Below are 19,768 nucleotides of genomic sequence, written 5' to 3'. Positions count from 1 at the left end.
TCCTTTAATTATTTTTGATATCGTCTAATTGATACTTGTCGATTAAATTGTAAAGTGTTGGGCGAGTCACACCAAGGAGTTCGGCCGTTTTTGAGATATTTTCTTTGGCTAATGTATGGGCTTTACGAATCGCCTGACTTTCAGCTTTTTCACGAACGGCTTTTAAATTGAAAGATTCGGGTTCATCTTGAGTTTCTGTATACATAAGCCCCAAATCTAATGATGTAATATTATTGGCCTCAGCCATAATAACCGCAGATTTTAGTTTATTTTGTAACTCACGGATGTTACCTGACCAACTGTGTTGCATTAATGCTTGAATGGCATCATCACTAAAGCCTTTAATACTTCTGCCAAATTCTTTGTTAAACGCGTTTAAAAAGTGCTTCGCCAATAAAATGATATCGGCTTCACGGTCTCTTAATGGCGGAATATTAATAGTCATTTCTGCCACACGGTAATATAAATCCTCCCGAAATAGCTCATCGGCAAACATCTTAGGTAAATCACGGTGGGTAGCACAGATGACACGCACATCGACTGGAATTTCACTGCGCCCACCAACCCTTTCTATCACCCGCTCCTGAAGGAATCTAAGCATTTTAGCTTGCAGTGCAATCGGCATATCACCAATTTCATCTAAAAATAATGTACCGCCATGAGCAAATTCAACCTTACCTTTGGTCGTTTTATTCGCGCCAGTAAATGCGCCTTTTTCATAACCAAATAACTCACTTTCCAGCAAGTTTTCTGGAATCGAAGCACAATTGATAGCAATGAAAGGTTTTTCGGCTCTAGAACTGGCTTCATGGATAGTTTGTGCAAATACTTCTTTACCCGTTCCACTTTCACCAGATAACAAAGTAGTAATGTCAGTTTTAGCGACCCTTTCTGCAATTTTACAAGCATGCAGTATTTGAGGACTATTACCAATAACTCGGCTAAATGGCCCTTGGCCGCTTTGCTGTTTTCGGTTTTCTGCTTCTAAATCGTATAGTTTAAATGCTCGATTAACGACATAGCCTATTGTGTCATTATCAATTGGCTTTTGATAAAAATCATAGGCACCTAACTCAATTGATTTCAGTGCATTGGCTTTATCGGTATTACCTGTAATAACAATAACTTTAGTATGTGGTGCCAATTTGATGATTTCAGTCAACGTCGCTAAACCTTCACTAGCATTGGCAGGATCTGGGGGAAGGCCTAAATCTAGCGTGATCACTTTAGGTTCATGTCTTCTGATGGCAGCAATTGCAGACTTTCTATCTTCAGCAAACACAACTTGGTAGTTAGGAAAACTCCACTTTAATTATTTTTGTATGCCTAAATCATCTTCTACTATTAGTAGCGTATCCACTTATTGCTCCTTGTTAAAAGCTAAAATCATTGTCATTTTGGTTCCTTCTCCCAACTGGCTATCAACATTTAACTGACCGCTATAGGACTCTGCAAAAACCTTCGCATCGTAAGCACCAATTCCCATACCGGCGTTGCCTTTAGTTGTGTCAAATGGCTTAAATAGTCTGTTTTGAATGAAATCATCTGACATGCCGCAACCCGTATCGGTAATTTCTATGTGTACATGGCTATCAGTCTTATGCAAATTGATATTGACTTGCCCAGATTCATCACATGCTTGTTGAGCATTATCAATAAGGTGTGCAAGTACATGGGAAAAGCGATCAGGGTCTATTGCCATCTCTGCCCAATCTGCAGCAGCAAAGTCCGGTAAAGGAGACGTATTTTCAAATTTTGTTTTTAGTAATTTTTCAATCAGTATATTTAAATTACTGAACTGTTTCTGTTCATCCGTTACTTGTTTATTCATCAGTAAGTCGAGCATTTTAGTCATTCTTGCTTGAGTATGCTCGAGTGTCTCAAACGTATCATCAATGAATTCAGGGTTGTGTTTATGGTGTTGACTATTTTGAATAATCAAATTGATCTGCGCGACAACATTTTTGAGATCGTGTACAACAAAAGCAGACATTCTGTTAAATGCGGCAAACTGGGCATTCTCAGCCAGTGCGCTGCTGGTTTCTTGCAAACTGAAGTAACTGCCAATTTGTGAAGTGATCGCATTAATATAATCCCTGATCTCCCAGTTTAATTTCAATTTAGTGGTGTGATTATCTACACCTAACAAAAATAAACCATGTAGCTGATTAGCGACAAATACCGGAATAAGAATATTAATTTTTGCCGTATGCAGATTCTCCACTGACAAATTCATATCTTTATAGTCAGAATGTCCCGTCTTGATAGCTTCAATATCGAAGATCCAATGCGATTCTTTGATTACAGGTAAGATGGCAACAATTTCATTCAATGCGTTTACATTTAAAGACATGTTAATGTTGGCCATAGACTCAACACCTGATTTTGACACCCGGTAATAAGCCCCTCGATTATATTGAATTGCATTTAGCATGCCTCGCAAACCAGCTTGATAACACGTTTGGTGGTTAGATGAAGACTCGAGCGTTTTAGTTAATTTAAGCCACTCTTCACGATAATCAAATTGGTTAGCAAAAAAGTGTTTGCCAATGTAAATTTTAAACGCTTTTCGAAAGTTGTCTGAAATGAATACAGTCAGGATAAATAATATAGCTATACAACTAAATATCACTTGCATAGCACCTGACCAGGTCGCCCCAATACTGTTAATAAAATATCCCACTGCTGCCATAAGCAAGAAGTACAACCCAGCTAGCATTAACAAAGAGCTTTGTAATACGATTTCCCTAGATACGTATATTCTTAGGTTCCAAGATTGTATGCGCTTAATCGATAACACGATAAATGGAACAACGACCAAATAGACATACGCTCTTGCTGTTAAGTAATGCGGCTCAAATTTTTGTACCAAAAGACTCTCAGAAAAAATATAAAAATCAAAGATACTGGCTGTGGCTATAGCAATAATAAAAGGCTTGTAGCCCCAGAGGTCATTTTCAGATTTGCGATAAAGCTGTTCGATGAAAATTAGTTGTAATAAAGGCGATATTACCGATGCTAATATCAGTAATTGATGGCTGACACTTGTCGGCAAATTAAAAAAATAAATGGCAAATGTGGGTAATGAAAAAACAAGTGCAGGTAATAAAAAAACAGTATTCGTCAGGTGCTGCCTAAAGCTTGTAATATTGGTGTTTAAAATACCGGTTATTAAAAGCAACCAAGCAACATTTTTAATCGTTTCTAATAGCGGAATATACAGAATTGCATCTTGACTATTGAAGCTTGTGTACGAGTAGACCCCAGACCATATACAAGTGAGTGTGCAGAAACAAAGTAAGCAGTTTTTTATATAGTGTTGAGTTTGAGTAGTGAGTAATAAAAAACCCGTTAATAAGAAAGCAACGCTTGCAAGCGAATAACCTACTCCCGACAATAATTCCATTTGTTGCGTCTCTTATTTTTATATTGCGAAACGTAATATTACTGATGTTTAAAAGAGTTTTCGAGTGCTAGTACTCAATTTTATTCGAATATTAATTATTTACTATTTTATTTGAGAAAAACGTTTTTTCCAAAGATTAACTCAATTAAATAAATAGTCGATTTATAGCTACAATGAAACATTAAAGTCGGTATCGGCATTTTTAAATAATGGCCTCTGATAAAAGCCATCATTAAAGCTAAATTGATAGGTTTTTCGTCGTACTTAGGGTGACTGGGCCCAAGCACTCGGTTAAATATATAATCCAATAGGATTAATTTTTTATTTTTATACCTTACAGCTAATGCTTGGTAAGCTTCTTCAGGTATGGGAGTAGAAAGTAACTGCTTGCAGTATCGATAACTTAAAAACAATTCAAAACTAAAGCCAAGTTTATCCATTAGCTCTACTAAGTTTTGATGAAAAAGCGCAGTGCAATGCTGTTTAAATAAGATATCTAAATCCAGTAAATCTCTGTATCCATGCTTAAAGTCTTCATCAAAAAAAAGGTGAATTAAGCTATGAGCAATCATGGCTTCAGGCTTTAGTACTAAGTAACCGCCTTTCGTCTCTTCTATATATCCATTGAGTACAGTTGGATCAATCGATCGGTTTGATACCACTGGTACCCAATTTTGATGCACATCTAATGTAGTACCTCTTTCAGCGTGTATCAAAGGAGGTATTTCATGTGCCCATTTTCGATAGTAGTGCTGATCATAAGCACTGATTTCTTCACCAAACCAATTATCAATAATTAAGCTTTGTTCAACGTAATTAAGTTGTTCTTCCGATACTAAGATATCTATATAACTATACTTACGCCCCTCAGATACAAAATTGTTAATCAGTGTATAAGCAGCGCCTTTTAAGAAAATGGGATTAATATCTAAAGTATATAAAGCCTTGGATAACTGCTCAGTTTCAAAAAATATTTGCCTTTTTTGTTTATCAGCGAGAACTTTACTATTGAGCAAATGTCTTTTAACGTATGGGCTAAGTTGCTCAAATACTTGGGCTTTATTGAGAATATAGTAGTAACGAGCCAGTACTTGCTGATGCCTTAGAATAAGTAAGATATGGCTCCACTTTTCATCTGAAATGCTAATTGCTGTTTCAGGGTGCAAATATATATCTACAACAAGTTATATATATGACGGTTCGCCTAATTTTTTCTTTCCCATCAAAAGATCTCCGTCTCGATAACCCCTTCTAAATCAGCAATATTGTTGTAATTAACTTCAAAGCATGGCACTTTTTGAGCTGCATTAACCAAACTTTTAAAACCAATATCGCCTGCAACCCCATAGTTAAATGCATTTTTAGATAGACTAGAAAAAGCTTGAGCTTCATTAAGAATATACACTTCAAATTTAGTATTGGCCTGATATTGAGGAAATATGATTGCTTTGATCTCCGCCTGTTGAGATTGATTATCCCAAGCATTATCAGGCGGGCTTAAATGGATAACGTCACCTTTGTGTGTATCACGTGCAATAGTCGAGAACGTTCCATCAGGAAACCACTGCTTTGCTAGCTGGATTGATTGATTTTTTAAACAAATAGGTCTGACAAAAGGGGTTACTGACAATGAATGAGGTTTTAGTAGAGTCATCTCATCAGACATTAGCCGCCACCCGGAAAAAGCTAGGTAAGTTGTGAGCGTACTTTTCCCCGAGCCAGGTGGTGCAGGAAATACAACGGCATCTTGGCCTTTAGCTAAAACAGCAGCATGCAGAACAACGAATTGCATTTCGTGATTGGCTATAGTCAAGTTCATTCCCCATTCTAAAAAGGCAAGCATGGTTGTATTTTAAAGGCTTAAATGGTTCAAACTGGTCAGATTTGAACTCACATTGCTTTTTTAAAAGCCCTCTTAAACCAGCAGGTTTTGATACATTAACCTGATAATCATAAACTTGGCCACGGTATTCAGATAATTTGTCTAGATACAACCTCTTTAAATTTTCTGTGACTAATTTAGAGTTAGTGGTAATTTGAAAGTTAAATGGTGATAAATCTAAAAAGTATTGGCTATCCAAATTATATTTCGCTTATAAAATTATGCTTAATTAGAGTGTTGATCATTCTTAACGCATCATTCGAAGGGCAAGTACCTGAATCGTATTTACTTTTAACTTCTGACCAACAAAGGTTAAAGGTTAAACACTGTCCAGAAGTAACGTGAAAGAAGCTTGAACCTGACTTATCTTCAAATATATGAACAATCAAATCTTTACTAGTAACAAGCTCTTTCACAAAATACCTGAAGATTATGCATGGAAAGAATCTATCGTGTCAGATAAGGTTTGCCCTACACCTTGAGGGTCAATCAAAGCACTTTGGTACAAGAACTGAGCAAATGTCTGCAAGTTAGCGTAAGGTCCACCAAATTGAGAAAGGATTGGATAATGTATCCCATTAAGACCATGATTAGCAGCATTAAGTAACATTGCAACCATTTGAGTATTAACATTTTTTGGGCCGCCAATTTTACCTTTGCCCTCACCTGAATACCAAAGGCAATGAAATAGACTAATTTGGTTGGGATTAACTAAAATTAAATCTTTTCCTTTGCCTAATGTGCACTGACCTTGCTGGTTTAATTTTAAACCGATTGGAATACCACTGAAATGGGAAGTAAAGACGCTATTTCTATCAATAGAACTAGGTTTAAATTTTTGAGCACAGAAGCCATCTGAAAGAATAACTTTGTTTGGCTTTGAGACCATGTTGAAGCATGCACTGAGCTCCGATTGAGCCCATATTAAGGCCAGCCTGGGTGGCCCAAACAGACTGGGCAGGAAGAGAAGCTAAAACTACACCAGGCCCAGCCTTTTTTAAGAATTGCCCTAGCTTTGTAACATAAACATTATTTTCTTTGTCGGCTTACTCCTATCACAAAGCCATATTAACCGTGGTATATAACTGCCAAACACTGCCAGTGACAAACTTGACTTAGCTAGTGAGTAGATTGCATGTATTGAACAAGTTTATAAGTCGTTGTATCTAAAATATAAATACAACGAACTTATCAACTGTAAATTAAATATACAATTGAGGACTAAAATTTATGGTTAAAGGACAACCAAATGCGCCTTTCAAAATTGGAGTACTGTAAATTAGAATCTCTAGAACTTATGCGGTAGTTTAAGCTAACGTCAGTTTGAGGGTTAATATTTCTTTTAAAGCTAGCTTCAGCTGTGGTAGTTTCTTCTTGCCTATTTTGAAGTTTGTAATCCGAATCAGAATAACTTAAAGATACTCTCGCGCTGTTTTTTCTTCCAACCTGTAAAGTAGAAGTTAAAGTTGCAGAATAAACAATTTGCCCATCTGAATTATCAAGTTGCTCTCTATCTGTTGAAGATAGCTTTATCTCAGTATTTAATCGCCTTTGTTTGAAGCTGACACTAAATTGTCCTGTCTTATTCAATGAAATTCGATCGACTAAGATATATCCATTATTACTTTCTTCTGAAGGAATAATTTGACTAATTGACGTCACTTCTTCAATGTAACTTAGTTGTGATTTGATGCGCTTACCTTGCCAACTAAAATCAACATTGTATGCATCACCATAAAAGCGTTTTGAATATTCAGCACTTAGTTTAGTTCTATTTGATGGTTGCCAGTTTAACCTGTATGCAACAAACTCACTATTACCGCTTTGGTCATCTTGATTATAGGTAACTTCAGCATAAGAGCGCTTTGAAAAGCGCCATGTTAAACCAGCACCCCAAGAGTCATAGCTAATATCAGCATTATCAATATTACCTCTATTTGCATCATTTTTTTCATGGCTGGCATTGATAGCTAAACCCAATCCATGCCAGATAGGCACCCCAGCATTAAAACTTGCCCTTTGGGACTCTTGGTCGCTAAAGTCCTCTTTATCAGTTTTGGTATAAACACCATTGAAGTATGAATAAAATCGATTTGAACTATAACCTAGGATTACACTGCTTTGTAATCGTGTAGCGTTCACCAAATTAGAATAAACAGGCTGCTCAGATTGCAACTCGTCTCTCTCTATATCGACATCGGTTTTAGTCGCTCTTACACTACTTGAAATTTGCCAATTTTTTTTGTTCAAATTATTAAACACTAGGCCTGTACTAAACTCATCCACATCAGTGAAATTGGATTGACCATAAATGGGATCAGTAAAAAATGGATTCGTTGAGTCGATATTTTGAAAGCTTCTGTCAGCGCCGAGTTCGAATGTAACACGCTTATCTAAGAGGTATAGTTTATTTTCCAATTCCGCTTCAGTAATATTCTGGCTTTCAGCACCACTGGCGGAGTTTTCAATGTAGTTATGGCTAATATTTGCTTTTGAATCAAGTGCATAGCTACTGTAAGTTAATGCTAAGCTTGGTTTTAACTCATATGCAGTTTGATCCTCGTAATCTAAATCCAAAGATTCTACTTTGTCTAGAAAATATATAGATGAAGAAATCTCTGGAGATATTTTTAGGTCGCCTGAAAATGCACTGCAACTGACACTTAGGCCAGTGAGTAAAATAAAACGACAGGGTATCTTTGAACTCATTCCTTTGCCTTAAATCGAAAAGTTATTCCTGACCGTAGCCGTAGTAATAACCATAACCTCTATCACTTGTATCTAGTGCCTTGTTCATGACAAAACCAACTGCTAAATTTTCAGGCAACAGTGAAACTGCTTCTCTTACTTCAGCTAACTTTGACTTATTTGACTCAACAACAATCACTGCTTGGCCAGATAGTTCAGCTAAAATAGTTGTCTCATTTACACCGAGCAATGGAGGTGCATCAAAAACCACAACACGATCTGGGTATCGGGTCGAAAACTCTTCAACTAATTGCACCATTCTCTCACTTGCTAATAACTCATTAGACAAATGGTGAGTTTTACCTGCTGGAATAATTCTAAGAGTATCGATATTAGTTTGATAAATAATATCTGAAACATCGTTGACTTCACCAGATAAGTACTCAATTAGACCTTCCTGAGGATTGATTTCTAATTCATTACTGACACTAGGCTTAAGTACATCGGCATCAACAAATAAAACTGTTTTATCTTTTTCAAGTGCAATGCTCAAAGCTAGATTGATGGCATTAAAAGTCTTACCTTCATTGGGCCTAGCACTCGTTACAACTATCAAGTTTCCACGTTCCATCGTATTTGATAGTGCACCAAAAGCATTATTAAGTAATTTGCGCTTAATACCTCGATACTCTTCATTAATGTGAGTACGTTTTTCATTAAGTGCAACAAAACCTCGTTCCTCAAGGCGGTTGATATCTATAAAAACATGCTTAGCATTTTGATTAAGTTGTTTGGTATTTTCGTCACTGTCTACTGAAGAGCCCGGAGCTTTAGACTCTGATTCTCCTGTGGCTGTAAAGTGTAGCTCTTCTGCATCACTGTAGTCATCTTGAGCACTAAATACAGCATCTGTTGTATTTTTTGCTTCAATAGATTTTGCGATTTCTTCACGGGCTTTTGCCTGTTGTTTTAACTCTTCTTTCAATGTCTTCTTTGTTTGAAGCACTTTATTTATATCGGTCATAACAAGCTCCCTAAAATGCTACGAGAAAGTTCGAGTAATGCACCAGACTTTTTCAACAAGCTTTCACTGTAAACAATTTCACTTCCCACGAAGGCAAGGAAAAGAGTTAAGATAACTAGACTTGAAAAAACGAAAACAATCATTCTTTTACGATTAGTCTTAGCAATATTTTCAATATCCACGTGTGAAACGAACCCAAAAACAGGGCGTCCCGTGGCTTTAGATAACTCTTCAATTGATGTGACTAAAGGATTTATTTGAGATACAACAAATGCGACAGCTAAACCTGAACCAAACCCAAGAATTAAAACAAGGGTGTAGAAAATTAGTCGTTTAGGACCAGTTGGTTGCTGAGGTACTCTTGGTGGCTCGATAACTTTAAATTGAATATCTTCAGCACTTTGATCGGCTTTTCTTGATAGTTCAGCAGATTCTCGGCGATTGAGTAACTCTTCGTACTTATTTTTAGTAATTTCATAATCACGATTTAACGCCGTCAATTTAGCTTCAATGTCGGGTAATATATCAATCTTACTGTTTAATTCAGCTAGATCATCACTATGACGCTTCTTTCTCACTCTCAAAGAAACTAACTCAGCTTCAATCTCACTAAGTTGCAGACTAAGTTGCTGAACGATGACATTTTCGCTAAGTTGACCTGTAGGAATATCACCATCTACAGCGACACTGGCAAGTGCATCAAGCTCATTTTGGCGTTGTTTTTCAAGGTACCCAAGACGTCGTTTTGTTTCTTTAACATCAGGGTGGTTGTCTGTAAAACGTATTAACAGCTCATCAAGGTTGGCTTTTAGTAAGTCAATGCGGTCGTCATACTGAGTCTGTATTGCATTAGAGCCTGTGTTACTCGGCACAGTAATTGACTGGATACGTTTTTTAACATTGTCCAACATCGTGCGCTTTTCTTGAATTTCTAGGTCAACCGACTCCACTTGCTTTGTAAGCGCTGCAACTTGAGAGTAATAACCGGAGTTCTCGCCCGGTAGCATACCGGTGTAATTGCGCTTAAAATCTGCAAGGCGTTTTTCAGCTATCTCAAGACGCTGAACGTACTCTTCTATTTGTTCAGATAAAAACTTAGTTGCAGTATCTGAATCTTGTCTGTTTTGGCCTAATGTACTTTCAACAAATTTATTCAATGTTGCAGTAACAACTTTTTCAGCAACGTTAGGGTCTTGATGCAGAAAAGAGATTGTGTAGAGGTTTTGTCGACCTGCAGACTTTACTTTAATCCCTTGTTGCAAGCTTTTAATAAGCGATTCATAGGCATTAGTTGTCGTTGCTTGGATATCAAGATCGGTCTCTCGAGCAATTGCTTCAACATTTGGCCGTGAAAGTAATGTTCTTGCAATTAACTTAATTTCAGCATCTGGATTGGTTTGCACCGCCAAGCCTCTCAAAAGAGGCTTGAGTAATGACCGAGTATCCGCATGAACTTTTGCCGAGGATTCATATTTATCAGGCATGCCCGACACGAGTAAAAAACCAATAGGGCAGATTAACCATGTACTGATTATGATAAATCGCTTCTTTACCCATATACCCTTGAGGTATTGGCGAAATAACCTCAGCGTATTTTGAATTTCTTCCATTTTATAAACTGCTTCCTAAAATTTTAGAACCAAGCTTCAGGGATAATAACTATATCGCCTGGCAAGATATCAACATTTGCACTGATATCACCATCTTTTACTAAATCATCAACTCTCAGAGCGTATTCTACTCTTTTACCATCTTGTATTCTAATTAGTACTGCATCATTGCCATCAGCATATTCAGTTAAGCCACCAACTTGTATTACAAGGTCAAGTAAAGTCATATGCTCGCTATAGTTAATCGCTTTAGGTGTTGACGCTTCACCAATTACTCTTACTTGCTCACTGAATGGGCCATTAAAATTGGTCACGCTGACCGTGACCTTAGGTTCACGAACATAATTGGCTAATTCTTTGGTGATTCTTTCAGCAACTTGTGATGGCTTTAAGCCTGCTACGTCAATTTCTTCAACAAGAGGTGTTAAAATTTTACCGTCTGGTCTAACTATAAAACTGCCAGATATCTCAGGGTTACGCCAAACAAACACTTCTAAGGTATCATTTGGACCAATTAAATAGTTGTAATCATCTACTTGAGTAGTTGCCGATGGTTGAATCGTTGCTGTAGGTAGCGTGGGATGGCTTGAACAGCCAGATAAAGATAACGCTAAAGTAAGAGCACCCATACTAAAAAGCTGAGCTGTTGAAGCAATAGAACGCATACAAATTCCTTTGATATTTTATCCAAGTTAGGATTATAGATTAAAAAATTGCATTTTGTAATGTTTAGTTACAACAAATATTTAGATATACTATGCACTTAATAGAACTAATATTTCACTTAACTTACAAAGTGGTTTTATTTGACAAGGAAATATTAGCTAAAGCGAATTATAGGGAAAGGTTAGATGAAAAGCTTTAAAGGCGCCGATAAAAACATAAAAAGTAGAGGACTGTTTTTACTAGATTTACTTTGTTTATCGATTGCAAATTGTGTTGTGTTTTTCTTAGTTGAGTTCTACCAGACTGATTCAACGTTCATTAACTACAATGCTTTATTTACCAATAACGTCATTCTTACAACCGTCTTAACTTTAACAAACTTAGCAGTTGGGCTTTACGATTCTAAATTAAGAGATACGGTGAGAGCATTATTTAGACGTGTATTTGTTAGCGCTGCTCTGACATTCTTCCTTCTTGAATTAATTGTTTACCCATTAAGCTTCATACCAGGCGATGCTATTTATCGAGCAGGCACTCTCCCCGCATTAATACTAGCAATTTTTGTTATCTTCTATGTTCGTTACCTAACACTAACATCAAAAATACTTGGCTATGCTAAGAAAAAAGTATTAGTTATTGGAGCTGGTGAACGCGCATCGATTATACAAAAACGCATGCGTCGAATCGTCGATCGAAAGAACTTCGAACTCTTGGGTTTCTTCGCTATTGAAGGCGACAAAACAGACGAGCTTACCAATGAAAACATTATCAACATGGGCTCAATCGATAACCTTGTTGCTTTTGTCACCGAAAACGATGTTGATGAAATAGTCATCGCTCCAGATGAAAGAAGAAATACTCTCCCTGTAGATTTGTTATTTGAGTGTAAAATAAGAGGGGTAGAAATAGTTGATATTCTCGATTTCATGGAAGAGGAAACAGGGCAAATTGCAGTAAACCTGATGTACCCTAGTTGGGTTATTTACTCAAATGGTTTCAATAGTAAAAACCACCTTAAAGAGACATTTGATTATCTATTAAACATGTTTTTAGCGCTCTTTATCTTCATGTTTACTTGGCCTCTTATGGTATTTACTGTAATCGCTATCTATCTAGAAGATGGGCGAAAAAATAAAGCATCCGTTTTTTACAAACAGGTACGTGTTGGTATTAACGGCGCACCATTTAGTATTTACAAGTTCCGCTCAATGAGACCCGATGCTGAAAAAAATGGCGCACAATGGGCTACTCAAAAGGATAACAGGGTAACTAAAGTCGGTGCGTTTATCCGAAAGTACCGTATCGACGAACTACCTCAATTGTTTAACGTTTTTAGAGGTGAAATGGGTTTTGTAGGGCCGCGTCCTGAGCGCCCAGAATTCGTAAAAGAATTAATAAAAGAAAGCCCATATTACACCCACAGACACAATGTTAGACCAGGCCTCACAGGTTGGGCACAGCTGAAATACCCTTACGGTGCGAGTAAAGAAGACTCAATCGAAAAATTAAAGTTTGATTTATACTACATTAAGCACAGAAGTATCATGTTGGATTTATTAATCCTGATTCGTACCGTTGAGATAGTACTTTTCGGAAAAGGGCGATAAACAGTGAAAAAGCCTGCTATTACGAATGCTATGACAGTAGATGTTGAAGATTACTTCCATGTCTCTGCCTTTAACAAAGTAATTAAACCTCAAAATTGGGATGAATTAGAGCTCAGAGTTGAAATGAGCACTAATCGTTTACTCGATTTATTCGCTGAACATAGTGCCAAGTCGACATTTTTCACGCTAGGTTGGGTTGCTGAGCGCTGCCCTAACCTCATTAAGCGTATTGTCGATGAGGGCCACGAAATAGCATCTCATGGTTATAACCACCAAAGAGCCACGGAGATGTCTCCTCAGGCATTCAAAAAAGATGTTAGTGATAGTAAAAGGAAACTTGAAGATATCTCTGGTGCACCTGTAATTGGATACCGTGCCCCCAGCTTTTCTTTTAATGATTCTAACCAATGGGTTTATGAAACGTTAATCGAACTCGGATTCAAATATAGCTCAAGTACTTACCCTATTGAGCACGATCACTACGGTGTGCCTCATTGGCCGCGCTTTAAACATTTAAGAGATGAAGGCATATATGAATTGCCTATTCCTACTTTAAAAAAAGGTGAACAAACCAAAGGCATTGGTGGAGGTGGCTATTTCCGCTTATTCCCATACTGGTTATCTAAAAAGCGCATTGATCGTTTTCATCAAGAAGAAGCTAAACCTTATAGCTTTTACTTTCACCCTTGGGAAATTGATCCTGAACAACCATTGATCAAAGAGGCGTCAATGAAATCGAAGTTTAGACATTACGTCAACCTCTCCAGAATGGAAGCCAAATTAGTCAAGTTGCTTAAAGATTATGAGTGGCAAACAATGAGTAAGGTTTATTTTTCAGACGAGTCTTAGCATGGAAGCATTATTATTTTTATCTCATAGAATCCCTTATCCACCCAATAAGGGAGACAAGATTCGTTCATTCAATATATTAAAATTCCTTAGTGAACGTTACTCTATCCACCTCGGTACCTTTATTGATGATCCTAACGATTTCCAATATCAAGCTAGCCTAGATGAGTTCACAGCTTCTAAAACCTGTTTGCCCCTATCTAGAAGTGCGGTTTCACAAGCAAAAGGGGCTGCTAAAGCATTCATTGAACAAAAACCCATTACTCTTCCCTGTTTTTATTCTGAAGAGATGTCGAATTGGGTAGAACAAACCATAGAACAACACGATATAAAAAAAGTTTTTATCTTCTGTTCTTCAATGGCGCAGTATGTGGAAGGTGAAAAGTATCAAGGCCTAGACAGAATTATAGACTTTGTTGATATTGATTCAGATAAGTGGCGTCAATATGCAGAGAATAAGCCATTTCCAATGTCTGCTGTTTACAACAGAGAATACAAAACGCTCGCCAAATACGAAAATAAAATAGCCGAACAATTTACCAATAGTTTATTTGTTTCACCTGATGAAGCCGAGCAATTTAAAAAACAAATAAATGCTTGCTTTGGCGATAAAGTTCACCCGATTCTCAACGGCGTAGATACTAAATTTTTCGACCCAACAATAGAACTTACATGTGAAGAATACCCTGACTTGCATGAGCAAAAATTTATTGTATTTACAGGGGCTATGGATTATTGGGCTAATGAAGAAGCTGTATTGTGGTTCGCAGAAAATATTTGGCCCCAATTAGAAAGCAAATATCAAAATACTAAATTTTATATCGTTGGTGGTAACCCTTCAGAAACGATAAAAAACCTGAGCAAAAAATATGACAATGTAGTTGTAACGGGTAGAGTTCACGATATTAGACCTTACATCAAACACGCATCACTTTGCATTGCTCCACTTAGAATCGCTAGGGGGATACAAAACAAAGTCCTTGAAGCCATGGCTATGAGTAAACCTGTAGTGATGACTCAAATGGCAGCTGAAGGAATAGAATTCCCACAAGAGCAATTGGACTTTATAAGTGACGACTCAGGTCAATTTCTCAATGCTATTGAAAAGTTAATTGAAGATACAAATCACACAAAATCGATAGGGATTCAAAATTTAGAATGGATAAAGGCTCATTATCAATGGCGTGCTGTTCTTCAACCTTTATTGTCATATATAAACACGGATAGTTAAAAACGCGATGACACCCCCTGCTTCAGCTACTTTTAGATTAAGTAAACAAACAACAGTTGCAATCTCTGTCTTATTTATTGCACTGAGCTTTTTTTTCTACCAAACACTTCTGTCTGCTGCTGAAATTTGGGCTGTGTCAGAAATTTTTAATCATTGTTTTTTAGTTGTACCCGGCAGTTTATATCTCATATATCGAAAAAGAGATCAGCTCATAAATGCTCAATTAGCGCCAAATCTATGGGTTTTAGTACTTTTAGTGCCACTTATTTTTGTACAAGTCTTTGGGGCTATTGGACAAATACAGCTATTCACCCATTTCGCCTTATTTGCTTCACTGCCATTGATTATTGTTGCATGCATAGGTTTCAGAGCAGCACTTGTTATTCCTTTTCCGCTGTTCTTTATGCTGCTTGCCATACCAGTCGGAGAGCAACTAATCCCATGGCTACAAGCAATTACAGCTGATATGGCCGTTTTTCTTCTACACCTTACGCAAATACCCGTATATAGAAACGGGCTTTATATAGACATTCCGAGTGGTAAGTTTCTTGTAGCTGAAGCCTGCTCTGGTATCAGCTTCTTTATTAGCTCAATTGCATTTGGCAGCTTATATGCCCACCTGAGTTATCAAACTAATAAAGCTAAAATTTTATTCTTCATTTTTGCCGCAGCCGTTCCAATTTTTGCAAATGCATTGAGAGTTTACGGTATTATAATGATTGCACACTGGTCAGATATGAAATACGCAGTCGGTGCCGATCACCTCATTTATGGTTGGTTCTTTTACGCATTAGTCCTAATTATTATCTTCCTAGTTGGAGAACGTTTTAGAAATGTAAATAGCGAGCAACAGGCTTGTTATACTTTACACCCATCATGGAATATCCAATCAAAACTAAATAGTGTTTTGGTTGTCCTCATTTTGGTGATTTTTATATCTGGCGCTTGGCAGTTTTCAATGCTATCTGGATTATTAAACAAACCAGCCAACAACTTGACTGAATTTAAAATTAATGAATATCAATACAAGAAAGATGAAAAATGGGGTATAAAGTTTGATAATGCAGATAAAGAGATCTTTTTGACAAAAAATGGCATTCAATTTCACATTGCAATATATCACCCCAATAACCGAGTAGGTGAGCTCGTTTCTTCGCTAAATCAGTTTTATACTCAAGATAATTGGAGCCTAGTAGGTAAGCTAGAAAAACCTAACACTGCTAATTGGGACTATAATCTGTACCAAATCACAACAGGATTAGGCCTAAAACGCTCAATTGCTCAATGGTATCAATTTCACCAATTCCAGACTGAAAGTGCCCTAAAGGCTAAGCTTTACGACACATACCTAAAAACACTAAATCAAGCAGACATAGCATACTCAATTACTTGTTCAAGTTTAGATGTAATGAATACCGAACAATTATTGTCTGCGTGTAAGACCTTATCTAAGGAGATAGATACTCTGTTAAATATGGATGGAACCAACTAGGATATTGATAAAGTCGACTGTTTAACAATTTACTAATATCAGCTTCGTCTTTGTAGTTAGCTTGAATGTTTGCAGTCGCCCCACTAGATACTTGAATAAGCTTGTTATGAATATTTTCTATCACTACAACTTGCTGAGATTGTGAATGCCTAACTTCAATTGCTCTAGGATAATCATGTAAGATGTATATGGTGTTTTTTTCAATAAGCGTTTTATAACTGTTTTCAATCACTATCCCGACATCAGCAAAAGGGTTCCCATTATTCTGATGAAAAATCACATTTCCAGAAATAACCCCGGCAAAATTTGAATATTTAAGGTTTTTGTTAACTTTCTTCCCTACGTACATTCCAAGACCAATTCCTCGATCAGAATTGAATATTAAATTGTCTTGTATCAGGTTATTAGCGGTGTTATTCCATAAGTGAATAGCATGCTCAGCAATATGTTTATCTGGACTCGCAATATTTTTAAACAAGTTATTACGAATCACCCATGACTCAATTCCATGGGCATCAATACCACCAGTGTAATAGTAAGGAGCTGTTTTATTACTGTAAGCAAAGACACAGTTTTCAATTAGCCCCGAACGTGACTTAACATCAGGTTTTCTTGTCATGTCATAGCTGACTTTAATGAGCTGCTCATAACCATTTTCAATAATACAATTGCGTATTACAGGGCGGCTTGCACCATTCTCGCCACGAATTTGCACGATATGATTAGGAGCCCCCGAAAGTCTAACTCCTTCTAAAACAACATTGTGCGCCTCAATTACAACTAAATTTTCAACGTTTTGTGAAGGCCTCATACCTTTTCCGTAAAGGTGAACATCTGAAGGTGAAGTTGGCAGGCCTAAAATTTTTGTATAATCATTTTTGATTATTAAAGGTCGGGGTAAATAATATTGACCTGGTGATAAAACGAGGTTGGCTTTCTGGTTATGCCTGTTAAGGTTATCTATTACCTTATAAAGTTGCTCGGAAGAATTAACGGTGAAATTCTTTGCATCGGAAAAAGTATGGTCCGCCCAGGCATCGACGCTCGTTGCATACAAAGCAGGATGAAAAGCCGTATTAACTGGATAATCATTTTTATCTATTGCTTCAGGGAAGGAATAGCCATCATGTAAAGTGTATGCAATAGATAGAATAATGAATAAACTTAGAGTTAACTTAATAGTCGTAGGCCTACTTAAGAATTTACTCATTTCTATACCTGATCACCTTAGCAGGGTTGCCAGCTACAATTGCAAATTCAGGTACATCACTCACAACAACACTACCTGCGGCTACGATAGCTCCATCACCGACATTTGCCATTATCAACGCCCCATTGCCAACCCAACAGTCTTCACCGACAGTAACTTTCTCAAAACTTCCTCCCTGCTCTTTAATAGGTTTAGATAAGTCATCGAAGTTATGTTGACCTTTACCGCTTAAGATATGAACACCACTGCCAATTAATGTGTTTTTTCCTATTTTACTCATGCCAATATTACATTGGGGGCCAATGTAGGCACCTAAATCTATCTCTGTATTTTTTTGAGAGAAAATTGTACTAAATCCAATAAATGAGTCTCTGTCACAATTTTCCAAAGTAAAGCGATAAAAAGCGACACGATAAAAGCTACCAAATTTACCTGGGATGATACTGATGAATTGGCTCATACCTGGAAATAAGGTAATACCCAATAACGATGCTGCTCTTGCTATTAAAATTAAAGGTAAAGCGGCAACGATGAAGCAATAGTGAATTATATTTTTGGCGATCTTTTTCATGGTGAGTTGAATCCTTTTCTGATTTTGCAAATATACCCTAAGACAAATCACAAACAAGAGTAATATTTACACTTGTTTCAAAATATTAATTACATTTATAATCATGCTGAGGGGCTTTTAGGCGGTAGCTCATTTCATTCGTATTAATAAATAAGCAGTTTAGGTTGTTTGATGCAGGCTAAGCATAAAAAAGAAACACTAATGATGCGCTATTTCAATCAAATCCTTTGTATATCAATTATCAGCTTCTTATCAGCATGTGGAGGTGGCGGTAGTTCTTCTGGTGGCAGCACAGGCATCAGTGACGGCAACAACGCCTCAATTACGGGTTCTCCTACAACTTCTGTCTATGAACAACAAGTCTACTCTTTTCAACCTCGAGTAAGTGGCTTGAACAGCAGCAATTTGTCTTTTTCAATTGACAACAAGCCAGACTGGGCTGAATTCAATTCAACGACTGGTGTTTTATTTGGTACCCCTTCTTACGAAAGTGAAGGTAGTTACCCTAATATTCGTATCAGAGTATCAGACGGAAACAAAAATTTATCATTGCCCCTGTTCGATATCACCGTACTCAACACAAATAGGATACCTACTGCAAGCCCGATTCCAAATAAGAGTCTAAGAGCAGGTGAAAGCTTTGAATATCAAGTTGATGTATCCGATGCTGACAATGATGACTTAACTGTAAGTGTAGCTAACTTACCGGCTTGGGCATCTTTTAACGAAACAACCAGAACAATCAGCGGAACACCGAATATTGAGGATGCGGGAAGACACTCTAATATACAGCTTATCGTCAATGATGGGACTGATAACCACGTTGTCGATACCTACTCTCTAAAAGTCGAATATTTAGTTGAGGTAACAGGACGTGTTATCGATGGTTACATAGAAGGCGCATTTGTTTTTTTTGATGCAAACTTAAACAATGAAAGAGATTTTGGTGAAGCCGCTGCTTTTAGTGACGAGAATGGTCATTACTCAATTTTAATTGATGGTACTTTAATAACCGAAAATAATATCAATTACCTAAAAGCTTTCTTAGGTGAAGGAGCAATTGATAACTCAAGACCAGAAATTAACTTCCAAGAAACTCCAGTAATGTTAGCCTCTTTACCTCTTGACTTATCTAACCCAAATGAAGTTATCACATACATCACTCCTATAACGGATGCCGTCTACAAAGAGTTAGATGCTAAATACCCTTCATGGAAAACAGCAGAACTAAATAGCGAAGGCTTTAATGAAATTTTTTCAGAGGCTGAGCAAGTTGTCCTAGATGCTGTTTACAACTATGCAGATATTTCAAAAAGTGACATTGTAGATAGAGCTATTTTTAGTGACTTTATTGCTGAAAACAAAAGTAATCAGGTCACTGATTTAAGTAAAGTACAAGACTACGCCGAAGAGCTAGTTGACCAAAAAGTACTATTCCCCATTTCACCGATTGACACTGAGACTGAGACTGAGACTGAGACTGAGACTGAGACTGAGACTGAGACTGAGACTGAGACTGAGACTGAGACTGA

General features: G+C 37.1%; 15 protein-coding genes and 1 pseudogene. 5 read left to right on the top strand and 11 right to left on the bottom strand.

Annotated elements, in window-relative coordinates; translation table 11 throughout:
• Positions 1–4: 4 nt before the first annotated feature.
• From prsR to HR060_RS03670, 9 genes and pseudogenes are all read right to left on the bottom strand, one after another.
• Positions 5–1,360: pseudogene (gene prsR, locus HR060_RS03710) on the bottom strand (PEP-CTERM-box response regulator transcription factor).
• Entirely contained in the window at positions 1,361–3,406 is a 2,046-nt protein-coding gene (gene prsK / locus HR060_RS03705; RefSeq protein WP_174198933.1) for an XrtA/PEP-CTERM system histidine kinase PrsK, read from the bottom strand.
• A 107-nt stretch (positions 3,407–3,513) separates the two neighbouring features.
• Positions 3,514–4,572 carry a nucleotidyltransferase family protein gene (locus HR060_RS03700; protein ID WP_174198932.1) on the bottom strand — a complete coding sequence of 353 codons (1,059 nt, stop codon included), beginning with the start codon at positions 4,570–4,572 and terminating at the stop codon, positions 3,514–3,516.
• 56 nt (positions 4,573–4,628) lie between these two features.
• Positions 4,629–5,225, bottom strand: coding sequence for an HprK-related kinase A (locus tag HR060_RS03695; protein WP_246283074.1), 597 nt, complete (start codon positions 5,223–5,225; stop codon positions 4,629–4,631).
• A 493-nt stretch (positions 5,226–5,718) separates the two neighbouring features.
• Positions 5,719–6,177, bottom strand: coding sequence for a hypothetical protein (locus HR060_RS03690; protein WP_174198931.1), 459 nt, complete (start codon positions 6,175–6,177; stop codon positions 5,719–5,721).
• A 332-nt stretch (positions 6,178–6,509) separates the two neighbouring features.
• Entirely contained in the window at positions 6,510–7,997 is a 1,488-nt protein-coding gene (locus HR060_RS03685; RefSeq protein WP_174198930.1) for an outer membrane beta-barrel protein, read from the bottom strand.
• A gap of 22 nt (positions 7,998–8,019) precedes the next feature.
• Positions 8,020–9,000, bottom strand: a complete 981-nt coding sequence (locus HR060_RS03680) for an XrtA-associated tyrosine autokinase (protein WP_174198929.1) — start codon at positions 8,998–9,000, stop codon at positions 8,020–8,022.
• Positions 8,997–10,610 carry an XrtA system polysaccharide chain length determinant gene (locus HR060_RS03675; RefSeq protein ID WP_174198928.1) on the bottom strand — a complete coding sequence of 538 codons (1,614 nt, stop codon included), beginning with the start codon at positions 10,608–10,610 and terminating at the stop codon, positions 8,997–8,999. Before HR060_RS03675 ends, HR060_RS03680 begins: the two co-directional genes overlap by 4 nt.
• Before the next feature lie 23 nt (positions 10,611–10,633).
• Positions 10,634–11,275 carry an XrtA/PEP-CTERM system exopolysaccharide export protein gene (locus HR060_RS03670; RefSeq protein ID WP_425487448.1) on the bottom strand — a complete coding sequence of 214 codons (642 nt, stop codon included), beginning with the start codon at positions 11,273–11,275 and terminating at the stop codon, positions 10,634–10,636.
• A 186-nt stretch (positions 11,276–11,461) separates the two neighbouring features.
• On the opposite strand from HR060_RS03670, the gene HR060_RS03665 reads away from it, so the two are divergent.
• Genes HR060_RS03665 through xrtA form a run of 4 tightly spaced genes read left to right on the top strand, consistent with a single transcriptional unit; the run spans position 11,462 to position 16,455 of the window.
• The gene (locus HR060_RS03665) at positions 11,462–12,883 is read left to right on the top strand and encodes a TIGR03013 family XrtA/PEP-CTERM system glycosyltransferase (protein WP_174198927.1); all 1,422 of its coding nucleotides are present in this window, start codon (positions 11,462–11,464) and stop codon (positions 12,881–12,883) included.
• Between the two features lie 3 nt (positions 12,884–12,886).
• Positions 12,887–13,732 carry an XrtA system polysaccharide deacetylase gene (locus tag HR060_RS03660; protein ID WP_425487447.1) on the top strand — a complete coding sequence of 282 codons (846 nt, stop codon included), beginning with the start codon at positions 12,887–12,889 and terminating at the stop codon, positions 13,730–13,732.
• A gap of 1 nt (position 13,733) precedes the next feature.
• Positions 13,734–14,963: a TIGR03087 family PEP-CTERM/XrtA system glycosyltransferase gene (locus HR060_RS03655; RefSeq protein ID WP_174198926.1), complete on the top strand. Its 1,230-nt coding sequence runs from the start codon at positions 13,734–13,736 to the stop codon at positions 14,961–14,963.
• 7 nt (positions 14,964–14,970) lie between these two features.
• Positions 14,971–16,455 carry an exosortase A gene (gene xrtA / locus HR060_RS03650; protein ID WP_174198925.1) on the top strand — a complete coding sequence of 495 codons (1,485 nt, stop codon included), beginning with the start codon at positions 14,971–14,973 and terminating at the stop codon, positions 16,453–16,455.
• Here the strand turns inward: xrtA and HR060_RS03645 are convergent.
• Both HR060_RS03645 and HR060_RS03640 read right to left on the bottom strand, forming a co-directional pair.
• Positions 16,412–17,665, bottom strand: coding sequence for a right-handed parallel beta-helix repeat-containing protein (locus tag HR060_RS03645; RefSeq protein ID WP_174198924.1), 1,254 nt, complete (start codon positions 17,663–17,665; stop codon positions 16,412–16,414). The two genes, xrtA and HR060_RS03645, sit on opposite strands and share 44 nt — an antisense overlap.
• Positions 17,658–18,236 carry an acyltransferase gene (locus HR060_RS03640; RefSeq protein ID WP_174198923.1) on the bottom strand — a complete coding sequence of 193 codons (579 nt, stop codon included), beginning with the start codon at positions 18,234–18,236 and terminating at the stop codon, positions 17,658–17,660. The genes HR060_RS03645 and HR060_RS03640 overlap by 8 nt, the downstream gene beginning before the upstream one ends.
• A gap of 171 nt (positions 18,237–18,407) precedes the next feature.
• Between HR060_RS03640 and HR060_RS03635 the strand changes: the two genes are divergently transcribed.
• Positions 18,408–19,768: Ig domain-containing protein (locus HR060_RS03635; RefSeq protein ID WP_174198922.1), on the top strand; the 1,361-nt coding region annotated here is incomplete at its 3' end.

This window comes from Marinifaba aquimaris (assembly GCF_013328345.1).
GTDB classification, from domain to species: Bacteria; Pseudomonadota; Gammaproteobacteria; order Enterobacterales; family Alteromonadaceae; genus Marinifaba; species Marinifaba aquimaris.
The sequence above is the reverse complement of the archived record's forward strand: the minus strand, read 5'-3'. Positions and strand labels throughout refer to the sequence as shown.

What these genes read in the sequence shown, in the direction of transcription:
- HR060_RS03670 (WP_425487448.1), bottom strand. Translation starts at nt 11,275, where the DNA reads ATGCGTTCTATTGCTTCAACAGCTCAGCTTTTTAGTATGGGTGCTCTT.
- HR060_RS03640 (WP_174198923.1), bottom strand. Translation starts at nt 18,236, where the DNA reads ATGAAAAAGATCGCCAAAAATATAATTCACTATTGCTTCATCGTTGCC.
- HR060_RS03645 (WP_174198924.1), bottom strand. Translation starts at nt 17,665, where the DNA reads ATGAGTAAATTCTTAAGTAGGCCTACGACTATTAAGTTAACTCTAAGT.
- HR060_RS03690 (WP_174198931.1), bottom strand. Translation starts at nt 6,177, where the DNA reads ATGGTCTCAAAGCCAAACAAAGTTATTCTTTCAGATGGCTTCTGTGCT.
- HR060_RS03675 (WP_174198928.1), bottom strand. Translation starts at nt 10,610, where the DNA reads ATGGAAGAAATTCAAAATACGCTGAGGTTATTTCGCCAATACCTCAAG.
- HR060_RS03685 (WP_174198930.1), bottom strand. Translation starts at nt 7,997, where the DNA reads ATGAGTTCAAAGATACCCTGTCGTTTTATTTTACTCACTGGCCTAAGT.
- HR060_RS03695 (WP_246283074.1), bottom strand. Translation starts at nt 5,225, where the DNA reads ATGAACTTGACTATAGCCAATCACGAAATGCAATTCGTTGTTCTGCAT.
- HR060_RS03655 (WP_174198926.1), top strand. Translation starts at nt 13,734, where the DNA reads ATGGAAGCATTATTATTTTTATCTCATAGAATCCCTTATCCACCCAAT.
- xrtA (WP_174198925.1), top strand. Translation starts at nt 14,971, where the DNA reads ATGACACCCCCTGCTTCAGCTACTTTTAGATTAAGTAAACAAACAACA.
- prsK (WP_174198933.1), bottom strand. Translation starts at nt 3,406, where the DNA reads ATGGAATTATTGTCGGGAGTAGGTTATTCGCTTGCAAGCGTTGCTTTC.
- HR060_RS03665 (WP_174198927.1), top strand. Translation starts at nt 11,462, where the DNA reads ATGAAAAGCTTTAAAGGCGCCGATAAAAACATAAAAAGTAGAGGACTG.
- HR060_RS03680 (WP_174198929.1), bottom strand. Translation starts at nt 9,000, where the DNA reads ATGACCGATATAAATAAAGTGCTTCAAACAAAGAAGACATTGAAAGAA.